This window comes from Campylobacter showae, from assembly GCF_004803815.1.
Lineage (GTDB): Bacteria > Campylobacterota > Campylobacteria > Campylobacterales > Campylobacteraceae > Campylobacter_A > Campylobacter_A showae.
Window position 1 is genome coordinate 1,410,469 of record NZ_CP012544.1, and the last position, 13,796, is coordinate 1,424,264.

Annotated in this window: 15 protein-coding genes; 8 read left to right on the forward strand and 7 right to left on the reverse strand. The window is 46.6% G+C overall.

The features are described 5' to 3' along the window. Position 1: 1 nt before the first annotated feature. From glmS to CSHOW_RS06950, 5 genes are all read left to right on the forward strand, one after another. Positions 2-1,837 carry a glutamine--fructose-6-phosphate transaminase (isomerizing) gene (glmS, locus tag CSHOW_RS06935; RefSeq protein WP_002948859.1) on the forward strand — a complete coding sequence of 612 codons (1,836 nt, stop codon included), beginning with the start codon at positions 2-4 and terminating at the stop codon, positions 1,835-1,837. A gap of 142 nt (positions 1,838-1,979) precedes the next feature. Further along, positions 1,980-2,234, forward strand: coding sequence for a hypothetical protein (locus tag CSHOW_RS10445; protein WP_002948861.1), 255 nt, complete (start codon positions 1,980-1,982; stop codon positions 2,232-2,234). A gap of 33 nt (positions 2,235-2,267) precedes the next feature. After that, positions 2,268-2,402, forward strand: coding sequence for a hypothetical protein (locus CSHOW_RS10555; RefSeq protein WP_257792036.1), 135 nt, complete (start codon positions 2,268-2,270; stop codon positions 2,400-2,402). 100 nt (positions 2,403-2,502) lie between these two features. After that, positions 2,503-3,639, forward strand: a complete 1,137-nt coding sequence (locus CSHOW_RS06945) for a hypothetical protein (RefSeq protein ID WP_002948867.1) — start codon at positions 2,503-2,505, stop codon at positions 3,637-3,639. 50 nt (positions 3,640-3,689) lie between these two features. Beyond that, positions 3,690-4,748, forward strand: coding sequence for a hypothetical protein (locus CSHOW_RS06950; RefSeq protein WP_002948871.1), 1,059 nt, complete (start codon positions 3,690-3,692; stop codon positions 4,746-4,748). Positions 4,749-4,968: 220 nt separating this feature from the next. On the opposite strand, the gene CSHOW_RS06955 is transcribed toward CSHOW_RS06950, so the two are convergent. Then, complete coding sequence (locus CSHOW_RS06955) at positions 4,969-5,805, reverse strand: tetratricopeptide repeat protein (protein ID WP_232502008.1); 837 nt, start codon at positions 5,803-5,805, stop codon at positions 4,969-4,971. 130 nt (positions 5,806-5,935) lie between these two features. Here CSHOW_RS06955 and CSHOW_RS06960 point away from each other — a divergent pair, with 130 nt between their 5' ends. Then, on the forward strand, positions 5,936-6,307 hold the full coding sequence (locus tag CSHOW_RS06960) for an HIT family protein (protein WP_039895326.1): 372 nt from the start codon (positions 5,936-5,938) through the stop codon (positions 6,305-6,307). Beyond that, entirely contained in the window at positions 6,300-7,151 is an 852-nt protein-coding gene (locus tag CSHOW_RS06965) for a cache domain-containing protein (protein ID WP_004321531.1), read from the forward strand. The genes CSHOW_RS06960 and CSHOW_RS06965 overlap by 8 nt, the downstream gene beginning before the upstream one ends. Here CSHOW_RS06965 and CSHOW_RS10450 read toward each other — a convergent pair. The 6 genes from CSHOW_RS10450 to phsA form a co-directional block, all read right to left on the reverse strand. After that, positions 7,148-7,540, reverse strand: a complete 393-nt coding sequence (locus tag CSHOW_RS10450) for an ATP-binding protein (protein ID WP_004321533.1) — start codon at positions 7,538-7,540, stop codon at positions 7,148-7,150. The genes CSHOW_RS06965 and CSHOW_RS10450 overlap by 4 nt on opposite strands. Next, positions 7,500-8,261, reverse strand: coding sequence for a histidine kinase dimerization/phospho-acceptor domain-containing protein (locus CSHOW_RS06970; protein WP_004321535.1), 762 nt, complete (start codon positions 8,259-8,261; stop codon positions 7,500-7,502). The genes CSHOW_RS10450 and CSHOW_RS06970 overlap by 41 nt, the downstream gene beginning before the upstream one ends. Continuing rightward, entirely contained in the window at positions 8,245-8,913 is a 669-nt protein-coding gene (locus tag CSHOW_RS06975; RefSeq protein WP_004321537.1) for a response regulator transcription factor, read from the reverse strand. The genes CSHOW_RS06970 and CSHOW_RS06975 overlap by 17 nt, the downstream gene beginning before the upstream one ends. A 125-nt stretch (positions 8,914-9,038) precedes the next feature. Further along, positions 9,039-10,010, reverse strand: coding sequence for an NrfD/PsrC family molybdoenzyme membrane anchor subunit (gene nrfD, locus CSHOW_RS06980; protein ID WP_004321539.1), 972 nt, complete (start codon positions 10,008-10,010; stop codon positions 9,039-9,041). Then, a complete protein-coding gene (locus CSHOW_RS06985; protein WP_004321540.1) occupies positions 10,003-10,572 on the reverse strand; it encodes a 4Fe-4S dicluster domain-containing protein in 570 nt (189 codons plus the stop codon). Before CSHOW_RS06985 ends, nrfD begins: the two co-directional genes overlap by 8 nt. Before the next feature lie 10 nt (positions 10,573-10,582). After that, positions 10,583-12,871, reverse strand: coding sequence for a thiosulfate reductase PhsA (gene phsA / locus CSHOW_RS06990; protein ID WP_171992815.1), 2,289 nt, complete (start codon positions 12,869-12,871; stop codon positions 10,583-10,585). A 300-nt stretch (positions 12,872-13,171) separates the two neighbouring features. Between phsA and CSHOW_RS06995 the strand changes: the two genes are divergently transcribed. Then, positions 13,172-13,735, forward strand: a complete 564-nt coding sequence (locus CSHOW_RS06995) for an RBBP9/YdeN family alpha/beta hydrolase (RefSeq protein WP_004321545.1) — start codon at positions 13,172-13,174, stop codon at positions 13,733-13,735. Positions 13,736-13,796: the final 61 nt, after the last annotated feature.

A 13,796-nucleotide genomic window follows, 5' to 3' on the forward strand; every position in this document is an offset into this window, starting at 1 on the left:
CATGTGCGGAATCGTCGGTTACGTCGGCAATAGAGAAAAAAGGGAGTTTATTTTAAACGGATTAAAAGAGCTTGAGTACCGCGGCTACGATAGCGCAGGCATGGCGGTGATGAGCCTGGATGGCGGTTGCGACAAATGCACGCAGGAGATCGCCTTTTTTAAAGCCACCGGCAAGCTTGAAAATTTAGCCAAAAAATCAGAGGGCTTTAGCTCTAGCGGCGAAGGCGTCGCGATCGGACACACGCGCTGGGCTACGCACGGCAAACCTACCGAGATCAACGCCCACCCGCATCTAGGCGAGCACTCTTTCGTCGTTCATAACGGCATCATCGAAAACTACAAAGAGCTAAAAGAGGAGCTCGAGGCAAAGGGCGTTAGCTTCCTTAGCCAAACCGATACCGAAGTCATCGTGCATCTTTTTGAAGAAAATTTAAAAGCTATCGGCGAACCTTTTAAGGCATACGAAGCCACGGTCGCGCGCCTACACGGTGCATACGCGACGCTGCTTATCACCAAAACGGCTCCTGGGAAAATATTTTTCGCTAAGGACGCCGCGCCGCTAGCCATCGGCAAAAGCGAGGGCAAAGAGGTATTTTTCGCCTCCTCTGACGCCCCGCTGATCGGCCTAGCCAAAGAGGTATGCTACCTTGACGACAAAAGCTACGGATTTGTTAGCATTGACGAGATCGCGGTTTTTAAAGACGCAAAAAAACTAAGCCCGAGCTTTGCCGCGCTGCCTGCGGATAAAAGCTACGCGCAAAAAGAAGGCTACCGCTTTTTCATGGAAAAAGAGATCTACGAACAAAGCGCGGTAGTCTCAGAAACTCTAATGGGACGCGTCAAAGAGGATGCGGTAGGGCTTGAAAATTTAACCGACGAGTATCTACGAAATATCGACGATATCGTGATTTGCGCATGCGGCACGAGCTACCACGCAGCCCTTACCGCTAGCTATCTTTTTGAGAGGCTAGCAGACACGAGAGCCAAGGTCGAGATCGCGAGCGAATTTCGCTATAGACGCCCGAAACTAAACAAAAACGCTCTTTTTATCGTCATCTCGCAAAGCGGCGAAACCGCCGATACCCTAGAGGCGCTAAAAATCGCCAAGCAAGCGGGGCTAAAGACGCTAGCTATCTGCAACGTCGATAACTCCTCGATCGTGCGCCTAGCGGACGACACCCTGCTAACTCGCGCGGGCATCGAAAAGGGCGTAGCCAGCACCAAAGCCTTCGCCACGCAAGTAGTAACGCTGTGGATGCTAGCGCTGCAAATCGCGCAAGCTAAAGCCTCCATAAGCAAAGAAGAGCTAAAAAACGAGATCGCAGCACTCCTGCACGTTCCGCAAATTTTAAACATCAGCAAAGAGCCGCAAGAGCGCATCCGCCGCCTAGCCAAGCACTATTTGCACGGCCACGGATTCTTTTTTATCGGGCGCGATATATTTTATCCGCTTGCGCTCGAGGGCGCGCTAAAGCTCAAAGAGATCTCCTATCTGCACGCCGAGGGCTACCCTGCGGGCGAGATGAAGCACGGTCCTATCGCGCTTGCCGACGAGAGGCTATTTACGATCGCGCTGATGCCGCAAACCGTCCTTTACGACAAAACCAAAAGCAACGTCGAGGAGCTAGCCGCTCGCGACGCCTACATACTTGCGATTAGCCCCGAGGAGTTCGAGCTTAGCGACGATTTTATCAAAACGAGCAAGCAAGCTCACCCGATGAGCGAGTTTTTCGAGATGATGATTATCTTGCAGCTTTTTGCGCTGGAAATCGCCGTGAGGCTGGGCAACGACGTAGATATGCCGCGAAATCTCGCTAAAAGCGTAACTGTAGAGTAAATTAATAGGCGAAATTTGACGGATGACGCTAAATTTCGCTTTTAATCCTAATCTGTAAATTTAGGCTAGAAGCCACTCGCCTGAATTTCTCTCAAACTTTATTCTCGATTTAAATACAAATTTATCGGCACCCCGGAGTATCATGCAAAATTTAAACGAAAAATACGAAATTTATCAAAAAAGAGTTGATAAAAAAGTGCGCCGCCTCGCGTCGCTGATGAACGATGCAAAATGGCTTAAGCTCTGCGAAATTTTAGATGCCTCGGAGTGCAAGGGTATACGCGTAAAGCTGCTATCAAGCGACGAGGAGATCGCGCTCGTCTGCGGCTTTGGGTGTTTACAGGACGGGTATTTTGACTGCGCCAACGGAGTTATTTTATTTAAAAATCTGCGCTAGATTTTCATGCCTAAATTTTACGAGCAAACGCGTATGAACAGAACCGAAAAGCTCGCCTCTAAATTTATCCCAAATCCGCTTGAAACGGTGCTAGACGCCATAACAAAGGCGGGTAAATTTGACTACGAAATAGACGAAAGCGGGCTAAAAATTTACGGATATAGATAAATTTGGCACAGGCAAACGAAGTCAAATTTAAAGCGCGCTTGCTCGCCAAATGCGGCGAAATTTGATAAAATTTGACGAAATTTAACCAAAAGGAGCAAAAATGAGCGCTCATCTATGCCCAAAATGCGGCGAAAATACGATCTATTTCGACGGCATCTGCCACTCGTGCCGCCAAAAGCAGAGGCGGGATGAAATTTTAAACCTAAGCGCGGACGAAGTAGAAGCGATGATCCTAAAAATCGCGGAGCGAATCGATGAGATCGAAAAATGGAATGAGATTTGCAATGATTTTTGGGCGCTTTTTAGCCTGCTGAGCATCCACGATCCAAGGATCGCGCGAGCTGCGGCGGCAAAGGAAATTTACTATCCGCCAGAGCTCTACTTCGGCGCGCCGGACGACGTAAAAGACGCACTCATAACAAAACTAAACTCGCTAGAGGACAACTCCAAAAACGTGCTAAACCACCTACTTTGCGCGCTTGCCTGGCAGGGCGGCGAGCAGACGGCTGAGCTTTTTTACGAGCTGTATAAAAACCCGTGGCCGTGGCGCAAAAAACTCTACGTGGGTACCGAATTTTACGCAAAAATCGGCGGCTGGGCGTTTGACGAGACGGGCGAGCGAAAATCGCTCGTTTTTGATAAATGTCTTACCGCGGTGCGCATAAAAGATGGCAAGCGCGCGAGCCAAAGCGCAAATTTAAACTCAAACCAAAACACGGATGAGCCCGTACAAATCGGCGAACCTACAGGCCAAAAGTGCGAGTTTTGCGGCTGCGAGATACTTGATATGCTGCGCCTAAAGGCCACTGAGCCGCGGCTTGCGTTTTTAAATTTAAAGCACGACGCGATATTTCGCTGTTGCCCGACCTGCATCGGCTCGGTCAGATATTTTTGCAAACGCGGCCCAGACGGCGAGATAGAGCTAAGCTATGAGGGCGAAGGCTTTGACGAAAGCTACTTTTCGCAGCAGGATATGACGCGGCTATGCGGTATGAAATTTAAGCTAGGCGGCGAAGTGTCGCCGTTTTACGGCTGCTTTAGCGAGCTTGATACGACCGTGGGCGGCTATCCGCAGTGGGTGCAGGACGCCGAGTATCTGACCTGCCCTAGTTGCGGCGGGACGATGAAACACCTAGCGCAAATCCCATTTGGCGAGATGATACAAGGCGAGGGAGTCATATACGTGCAAATTTGCGAGAAATGCGAGATTTTGGGCGGCTGCTTTCAGTGCACGTGAGGCGGACCAATTAGCTATAATGCGAGTAAAATTTGATTTAAGGAGAAAATATGGGGTTATTTAGTTTTGGTAAAAAGGCTGAAAAAGCGCAAATTCCAAGCACGTTCGCGGGCAGGGTGGATACATTTTGGGCGGAATTTAGCGGCGTGATAGATGAGATCAAGGCTGATCTGGCGGCAAAAGAGTTTGAAAAGGCGATGCAAAAGACGGACGAAAAGCTTCGCATCTGCCTTGCCGAGCCATACTTTATGACGGGGCTCGTGGGCGATAAGCTCGATCTGGTGCTAACTCCCGAGGGTATGAGGCATCGCCTATTTTGGCTAAGCTTCATCAAAAACGCTATGCCAAAGCAGCTCGAGGAGAGAATGCTCTGCACGCTCGGCAAGCCGCGTGCGCCGAGAGGTATCGGCGGGATCGAGATGTACGATACGAGCGTAAGCGCCGAGGAGTCGATGATCTATGCGCAGTTTAACGAAAGCGACGTGGATATCAAAATTTACAATGCAAATTTAGCCACTCTGCTCGCGCAGGACGAGGGCAAGGCCTACAATCTTAGCTTTATCCTGCTTGACAATATGATCGGCGAAACGGCGATCATAAATACGCTAGGCGAGCTTGAGGTGCTGGCCGGGCCCGAGGAAAGCGGCGTGCCGCTAAGCGAATTTGCCGATCTGATCGATGAGAAATTCGGTGAAAAAGCCGCGCGCGAACCACTAAAGAATTTTTTCAGCTACGAGATGGAGCCGCGCGGAAGCGAGGTGCGCGAGGACGTGATCGTAGGCACCACCTGCCTGACTAACATCGTAAATCAATATCTAAACGGCGAGCGTGACATCTACAATGAAGCTTACGAACTTGGTATCAAATTTTGCTTTCTTAGCATAGGTAACGGCGGCGATATGCAGGCAGGCTTTGATCTGCGAAATAAAATCGAGGACGAGGAGCTAGAGAGCTGCGGCTCGTTTTTAGAGATAATCGGCGGCGCCACGGGACAGAGACACGCATACATCGATCTCATCTGCTATGACGAGGAAAGACTAAAAGAAAAAGTAAGCGAGCTTTGCAAAAAATATGGCGCAAGTATCGAAATTCACGACTTTAAGCGGTAAATTTAACCGCGGGCGTTAAATTTAGCTTTTGCACGCCCGCACTATTTTAATTTTGGCGCTAAATTTTACTTTTTGATATTGGTTGTGGCGGATTATTCCGCCCATTTCTGCTAGCTCAAAAGCAAAATTTAACAAACATCACAGCGCATGTAGCTCTAGATCTCTCTGTGCTAGCTGTATTTTAAAATTTATAGCAACAAGGCTTATTTGTCAGCTCATCTCAACGCAAATTTTTTAGATACTGGCACGCGCTAAATTCCCCGAGCTTGCAGCCCCTGTCGTAAAGTTCTTTGGCTGCGTTTTTATTCTTTTCTACGCCCATGCCTTTTTCGTAGGCAAAGCCCAAATTTGCACAGGCTAGCGCGCTAGCACCCGAACAAGCGTTAGTAAAGAGCACAACGGCTCTTTCGTAGTCTTTTTCTACACCCTCGCCCTTAAAATAGCAAACCCCAAGATCGGCGCAAGACTCCACGTGCCCGCGCTCGCAAGAGGCCGCATACATCTGCGCCGCCTTTGCCGCGTCCTTTTCTACGCCGCCACCTAGCGCGTAGCTTAGAGCGAGATTATAGCACGCCGTTTCCTCGCCTAGCTTGCAGGCTTTAGCAAACAACTCGTTCGTTTTTTTGCCGTCAGGATAGACGCCAAGCCCCTTGCCGTAGCTATACGCTAGGCTCGCGCACCCCTCGCCTACGCCTTTTTCGCAAGCTTTAGCAAAAAGCTCGTTTGCCTTTTTATGATCTTGCGCTGTGCCCTGCCCGCTTTGATAAAGAAGCCCCAAATACACGCAGGCTTTATCCGCGCCCAACTCACAAGCCTTGTCGTAGTATCGCACGGCTTTTGTAAATACCTTATCAAATTCGTAAAAATACCCCAGCCCCGCACAATACATCGCGTTTTTCTCGCCGCCTTCATCGCAGGCAAGCTCTAAGTTTTTAATCGCGAGCGAGAGCCTTTTACAAATCTCGTCGTTTCCCTTTTTGCACTCCTTGCTAAAATCGGCTAGCTCGCCGCAAAAAGCCAGCGCCGCAAAAAACGCAAGTAAAATAAAACGTCTCATAAGCTCAAATTTCCTTTCAAATTTTATAAATTTACCGCCGTAAAGCGCCGAAGCCAAAATGTCCGAAGTATAAATTTAAAAAGATTAAAATTCAAATTTGGCTAAAATCGCTATCAAAAAGGAGCTTAAAATGATTTTTGAAGACGAGCTGATTTTCGTCGAGCGAGAGACGAGCGAAATCCCGTGGGTAAAAATTTTTACCAAAACGCCGTTTAAGGAGCTAACAGACTGCGACGAAGCGACGCAAAAAAGGGTATTTGAAGCGGTTTTAACGACCGAAAAAGTAATGAGAAAATTTTATAATCCAACAAAAATAAACATCGCAAGCTTTGCCAACTACGTGCCGCGAGTGCATTTTCACGTGATGGCGAGGTTTGAGAGCGATAGCTTTTTCCCGGAGTCAATGTGGGGCAAAAAACAGCGCGAGGGCGAGCTAAATTTGCCTGATTTTGCCGAATTTTCTCAAATTTTAGCGCGCGAGCTAGGCAAAACACGTGAATAAAAAAATACTTCTAACGCTCGCGATCATCGTAGTAGCAGGCGTTTTGGCGGTTTATAAGGCGCGCTGGGACGAGCAGACGCAGACGGAAAATATCAAAAAATTTCTCGACTTTCAAACGCAAATTTTAAATAAAAATATCGAAGAAGAAAAACTCTCCGCGATGACGGTTGCTACGCTGTTAGCGCAAAACGAACACGTAAAAAAGTGCATGGGCCAAAATAACCGCCAAATGTGCCTAGAGACGCTTAGCGAATTTACCAAAACGCTAAGCAAGGTGCCGATTTACGAAAATGCCAAATTTCACATCCATACGCCTGAGATGAGGAGCTTTGCTAGGAGCTGGATACCGATGTATAACGACGATCTAACGAACTTTCGCCACTTGCTAGCCGAGGCTAAAAACGGCGTAGCCGCAGGCATCGAGGTCGGTCGCGCTGGAGTTTTCATTAGGTCGGTCGCGCCGATATTTGATGATAAAAAGATGCTCGGCAGTATCGAAGTGCTGCTTGATTTTAAGCATTTGAGCGACTTTTTCGCGCAGCAAGGGCTTGATCTTTTCGTATTACTCGACGCCGGCGGCGACTCGCCGTATCAAAACAGCAGCGACGAGGGCATTATCGACGGCTTTCATTTCGTAAACAAGAGTTACGCAAATTTAAACGTCTTGCCGATGCTAAAGGATATAAAATTTAAAAGCGGAGGATTTTATCAGACGGATTCGCACGCCTTTACCGTCCAGCCGATGAACGACGCAAAGGGCGAGCGCGTGGGGTATTTCGTGATTTATTTTAACTCCGACTCAAAGGAGCGAAATTTAGCAAAGCTGGGCGTTTGGTTTGATTAGTCAAGCAGGCTTTTTGAGTACGGCGAAAATTTGTAGGTAAAGACGCTGCCTTTGCCCAGTTCGCTTTTCACGCCGTACTCTACGCCGTTTTTCACGCAGATACTTTGCACGATATTTAGCCCTAGTCCAAAGCCGCCCTGCACGCCTTCGTCTCTAACGTAGCGTTTCCAAATTTTACTCGTATCTTTTATGCCTTCGCCCTCGTCCTCGACTACGAGCACGATTTTGCCGCTTTTTTCAAAAAGACGTAAATTTATTATTCCTCCTTCGCGGCTGTATTTTACGGCATTGCTTAGGTTGTTATCGATCAGTCTGCCCGCCTCTATCTTGCTCATAAAAATTTGCAAATCAGGCTCGACGAAGTCGTAAATTTTGATATTTTTCGCCATCGCGATACCGCGCTCGCTCGAGGCTAAATTCGCTCAAATTTAAAATCTCCGGCGGAAATAAAATATATCCGCGCTTGATGTAGTACTCGGTGTCCTCGTAGGTGACTTGCATCTGTTTTAGGGCCGAGCGCATGCGGGTGACGTATTTGTTATCAAGACCCAGCATCTCGAGGTTTATGCCGATGACTCCCAGCGGCGTTTTTAGCTCGTGCATCGCGTCGTTAAAAAAGTTATTCATATATTTTTTAGCGTCTTTATACGGCTTTATACCGCTAATAAACGACAGATAAAGCGCGAAAAATACGACCACGAGTGCAAATGCTAGAGTTAGAGCCGTGACGAATAAAATCCTAGCCGCGTTTTGCTTTTTGGCTAGCACGAGATAATAAAACTCGCCGTCCGCACTAAAATAGGTCTTGTAAAAAAGATGGCCGTTTTCTTGGCGGGTGATAAATTTTAAATCGCTCGGTCGCGCGTCCAAATTTGAGACGATCTGCTTTTCTTTGAGATCAAAAACGCCGTATCTATAGGTAAGCGAAATAGGCAAAGTCTCGTTTTTATCGAGCGCTTTGCGGATTTTACCCTCGTACTCCAGCAGCTCGAACATATTTTTTGAGTATTCGTCTTTGGAGCTTAAATTTATGATCTCGTAGCTTTGAAATATAAACAAAGCCATGATGATAAAAGTGGCTAAGATAGGGATTTTAAGATTTTGAAACATCTATTTTGTAGCCTAGTCCGCGCGCTGATTTTATAAACTCTGGAGTCGTTTTTTGACGGATTTTTAGTATATGCATGCGCACGTCGGCGGGGTCGATTTCCTTGTCGTTCCACACCTCGGCGCGTAGCCTTTCGATACCTACGAAGCTGTTTTTATGAAACAGCAAGCACTCGATGATCGCAAATTCTCTCGTACTTAGCTCAACCGGCTCGCCTTTAAATTTGAGCCGCTTTTTAGCGGTATCTAGGCTAAAGTTTTCATCGATCGCGATTAAGTTTTTATCGTCTCTGCCGTGATATTTTCGCATTAGCTCGTTTACTCTAAATTTTAGCTCGGCTAGCTCAAAGGGCTTTTTTAGGTATTCGTTACAGCCTAGCTCGTATCCGACCGCCATATCGTCTATATCCACGAGCGAGGTCATTATCATTATGGGCGTTTCACAGCCGATATCTTTGGCATATTTTATCACCTCGTGTCCGCTTATATGCGGGACCTTGATGTCAAGGATCAGCAGGTGATAAAAGCCCGCCGCTATCTTATCGCAGGCGATCTTGCCGTCTGGCGCCTCATCGACCTCGTAGCCTAGGCTTTCTAGGTATTCGCTAACGCTCTCACGATATACGAAGTCGTCTTCAAGCAGTAAAATTTTCATAAATTCTCCGAATTTTATCGCAATATTTTAAGGGAGATGATAGCTAAAAATGATTTTGGATCGTCTGAATTTAAAAAGGCTCGGCGAGTTTACCGAGCCCAATATGGTCAAATTTAACCTAAATTTCACGCACCCGTGAAAACTTGACCCGCATAAACGATGTAGTATCTTAGCATTACGACGCCGCAGATAACTACAAGAGAGTTTGCTATGATGTAGCCAACTCTATAAGCGTGATTTTTAAGAGCCGTTAGCGCTATGGTGATAGGAGTCAAAAGTCCGATACCCACGACGCCTATCCAAAAGATTAGCGCGTATTGTCCGGTGCTTAGAGCTTGTTTAGCTGCGACCGCACTCGCTCCGCCCTCGAAATATAGTCCCAAAAATAGTATCGCGATAAGCGGTATCTCAAAAAGTACGGCGCGCAAGTCCATAACCAAAAGGTACTTCACGTTGTCTTCGTTAAGAAGGTGTTTGAAGCACAAAAGTCCAACTAGGATGTTTGTCGCTACGCCTGAGCTAAAGCCTGATGTTAGGAACAAGATCGGCAAAATCGGCGTGTTCCAAAGCGGAAGCTTAGTAATCGCGCTAAGCAAAAAGCCCGTATATATGCCTACGCCGATCGCAAGGCCGAAAAGCGCCATCTCGACTATCTTTGAAAGAGGCGCAAAAGAGCGAATCAGTCTAGAAATAGGACGTAAAATCGCTAGAATTTTATACTTTTCTATCTCTTCTTCGAAAATAATTACCGCAAAAAGATAAGCTAGCGGCGTATAAAGTAGCAGTAGCGCAACGCCGATAGACATAACCGAACCGAAGTTGTACTTAATCAAAATCCAGTAAAAACTAAGCGGCTTGCCAAGGTCAAGCACCAAAAGCGCAAGGCCCACGGTGATCGTTATAGGAGCCACTAGAGCGCCCGCCTTTACCATAGCGTCCCAGATGCTACCGTCTTGTTTTTTGTGGTAGTTCCACTTAACCAGCAAGGCAACCATCATCGCGCCTGCGGACAAACCCGCCAAAAATAGATAAACCGCTATCGGCCACGGCCAGTAAATTTCATTATATTGCGCTACGCTTCCCCACATATTATTCATGGCTTCCTCCTTTGCGGTTAGCTATCATAGCAAGCTTGGGTTTGGTTTTAAGCTCGGCTTTAGGATAGTAGTGAGCTTTGGTATTTAAAATTTTACTTACTTCGCTGTTTGGATCGTTTATATCGCCAAATGCCAAAGCATCGGTCGGACAAACGGTTACGCACGCAGGCTGCTCGCCTACGCTCACTCTAGTTTCAAAGCAAAACGTACATTTGCCTATCTCGCCGGTTTTTGGCTCGACGTAGCGAGCGTCGTAAGGACAGGCTAGGATGCAGTATTTGCAAGATACACAGGTAGAGTGATCTAGCAGCACGATACCCTCAGCCGTCTGAAAGCTAGCTCCCGTAGGGCAAACGGTCACGCACGGAGCGTCCTCGCACATCACGCAGCTGTGTCTACTAAAATCGGTTTTTAAATTTGGAAATTTACCCTTTATCTGCGAATGAACTTGGAGCCTAAAAACGCCTCTAGGCACTTCGTTTTCGCTCCTGCAAGCCACCGAGCACGCTTGGCAGCCTATGCAGAGGTTTTCGTCATGTATCATTCTATACGCTTTTTTCATCTTTTTTCCTTTACGCTTTTATTATCTTGACGCCGACGTTTCGCACCATCGTAGAGGCGACGGGGCCGATCACGGTAGGATCTAGCAGCTTGCTTTGATTAGTTCCCGCGCCGTTCGTGCGCTTTAGTCCGGCGCTTTCGTGACCAAAACCGTGATAGACGAAAAGCGTATCCTCCCTGATGCCTTCAGTCAGCATCACGTTTGCCTTTTCCTTCGCGGTTTTGCTTTGAAGGGTTATCTTATCGCCGTCTTTTAGCCCGTATTTTTTCGCGGTATTAGGATGTATCCAGACGGGCGCGCTACTCATCAGGTCGTTTAAAAATTCGACGTTTTGCGTGTGGCCGTTGGTGTGTATCGGCGTTTTGCCGCTCATTAGACAAAGCTCCTCGCCGAAAAATACGTCCATGCCCTCGGCGTTTAAGCAGCCGTATCCGGGAAACTGTTTTTCCACTTTTTCGCTAAAAAGCTCTATTTTGCCGCTATCGGTTTTAAATTTGACCTGCGACTCCATCAGCCCGTCTTCGCCCACGAACTGTGCCGCGCTAGGAAATTTTTTAGTAAATTCTTTTACGCTATCTTTTTCTCTAAACAAAATCCCCGGTACCTTCCACGTGACGTAGCCTTTTTTAACTAGCTCCGCTAACAGCTCGGCGTTTCCTTTTACTTGTTTGATTCTCCACTCGTCCATAGTATTTGCGGAGTACTGCTCGTCTATCTTCATCCTGCGAGCTAGCCCTCTAAAGATATCGTAGCCGTTTTTGGTGTCGCCTATAGGATCTACGACCTTATTTCTTATCATATACGCGGGTTTTAGTCCTGATTTATCCTCGATGCCTTCGTCGCGCTCCAGATAGGTGCTCTCAGGCAGTATCACGTCCGCCCATATCGCAAAATCGCTCATATAAATATCCGAACAAACGATAAAATCAAGTTTTTTAAGGCTTTCTATCGTAGTTTGCGTACCTGCGACGTTTATAGGGTGATTAAATCTTATGCTAAACCAGCCTTTTACGGGATAAGGCTTTTCGCTTAGTATAGCTTGCGGAATTTGCATCAAAACGCCATGACTCCTGCCGACGAATTTATTTACCCCGTCCTCGCCGGCGCCGTCTATCCTAGGAGTTTTAGGCACTTTTATCGCGGCGTCCGGGTTCGTGATCTCTGGGATTAGCTCTTCGCCTGCTAAAGTATTATATAGCTTAGCCTTTTTGCCGCCGAAAATTCCGCCCTTTTTCTCCCAGTTACCCATCATCGCGTTTGCCGTCATTATGGCTCTAGTGCGGATGTATTCGGCTCTAGTCGTAGTCGTGTTGTGACCGAAGTCTATGATGACTTTAGGAGCCGCTTTCCAGATTTCGCCAGCGATTCGCTCAACCGTTTTTGCAGGTATTCCCGTGATCTTTTCTTGCCACTGCGGAGTTGTGTCTTTGGTCGCTTCTACGACTTTATCAAATCCAATCGTAAATTTCTCTATAAATTCTTTATCGTACGCGTCGTTTTTGATCCACGTGTGAATGAGCGCCAAAACGAAGGCCAGATCGGTGCCGGGTTTTACCGGTAGCCACTCGTCGGCTTTTGAGGCCACGACGCTAAAGCGTGGATCTAAAACCAGCAGCTTCGTATCTTCTTTAGCAGCCATCTTAGCCAGCTTTTTAGCGTCGGCGATGACGATGCCTTCAAAGAGATTGTGCCCGAAATTTACAACGTATTTTGCGTTAGCGAAGTCCCTTTTTAGCTTCGCATCTCCGTACATATGCGTACAAACCATCTGATAGGTCACGGGACAACAGGACAGGTGCGAGAAGCAATTAGGCGAGCCGTATGCGCTGGCAAAGGTCGTCATTAGCTTGTGCGTTTGGCTCGATTTTGCCGTAAACACGAAGCTCTCGGGACCGTATTTTTCCTTGATTTCTAGCATTTTCTTAGCCACAAGATCAAGCGCCTCGTCCCAGCTCGCCTCGCGCCATTTATTTTCGCCGCGCTCGCCTACTCTGATGAGGGGCTTAACAAGACGCTGCGGATCGTAGAGCTGATTGTGCCCGCTGCCGCCTCTAGCGCACACGGAAGTCGCCGTGCCGCCTACTTTGCCGTTGCCTTGGATGAAGACGGTTTTGCCGTCTACGACCTTGGCCTCGATAGGACAGCGAGAAGAGCACATCTCGCAAAAGCTATAAACGGTCTTATCGCCGCCTTCTAGCGCTTTGGCGCCGACGGCGCCTAAAGTACCGGGCGCGTAAGTCATCGCAAGCAAGCCCGTGGCGGTGGATGCTTTTAAGAAATTTCGCCTTGAAGTATCCATTTTTTCTCCCTTTTTGAAATAAATTTGATGAAATCTTAAATAATCAATGTAAATTATACGTAAATTTTTCGTATCAATATAAATTTTAATTGATAACGATTATTTCGTTTTTTAGGGGAGAAGCTTAAATTTAATTTTAAATTTGTCAAATTTACAAATATCAAATTTTAACGGATGATGATATTTGATCCGCCGTTTGCTTAAATTTATAACTTAAAAAGTATTCTTGCGATTTCCGTCAAAAATTATTTTAATTTTATTTGTATATAATTCGCGTATTTTTTCAAAAAGGCAAAATTAATGAAAAAGCAAATTTACATCATTCACGGCTACGACGCCTCGCCGCAAAGCCACTGGTTTTCTTGGTTTAAAGAAAAGATGCGCGGCCTTGCCGAGGTGGAAATTTTAAAGATGCCAAATCCGCAAACGCCAAAGCTAAACCAGTGGCTAGAAACGATGAAGCAAAACGTAAATTTAGGCGAAAATTCATTTATCATCGCCCATAGCCTAGGCACGATAACTAGCCTAAATTTTCTTAGCAGTTTTGCAAATTTACCAAAATTTGGCGGTCTAGTCCTCATCTCGCCGTTTGACGAGCCGATTAAGGAATTTGCGATTTTGGATGAGTTTTGCGAGCCGCAAATCGACTACGAAAAGATAAAACCCGCAGCGAATTTTATAAAAGTAATAGCCGCAAAAGACGATTATATCGTGCCTTGCGAGCTTAGCCTAAAGGTCGCACGAAATTTAGGCGTAACGCCCGATATCTTTGAAAAAGGCGGACACTTTTTGGGCGCGGACGGCTTTAACGAATTTGAGTTTATATTAAATTTATTTAAATTTAAAGACGAAAAATTATCATAAAATAATAACTAAAAAGTAAGATTATTTAAAAAAAATTACTATAATGTGCATTTTGATTTAC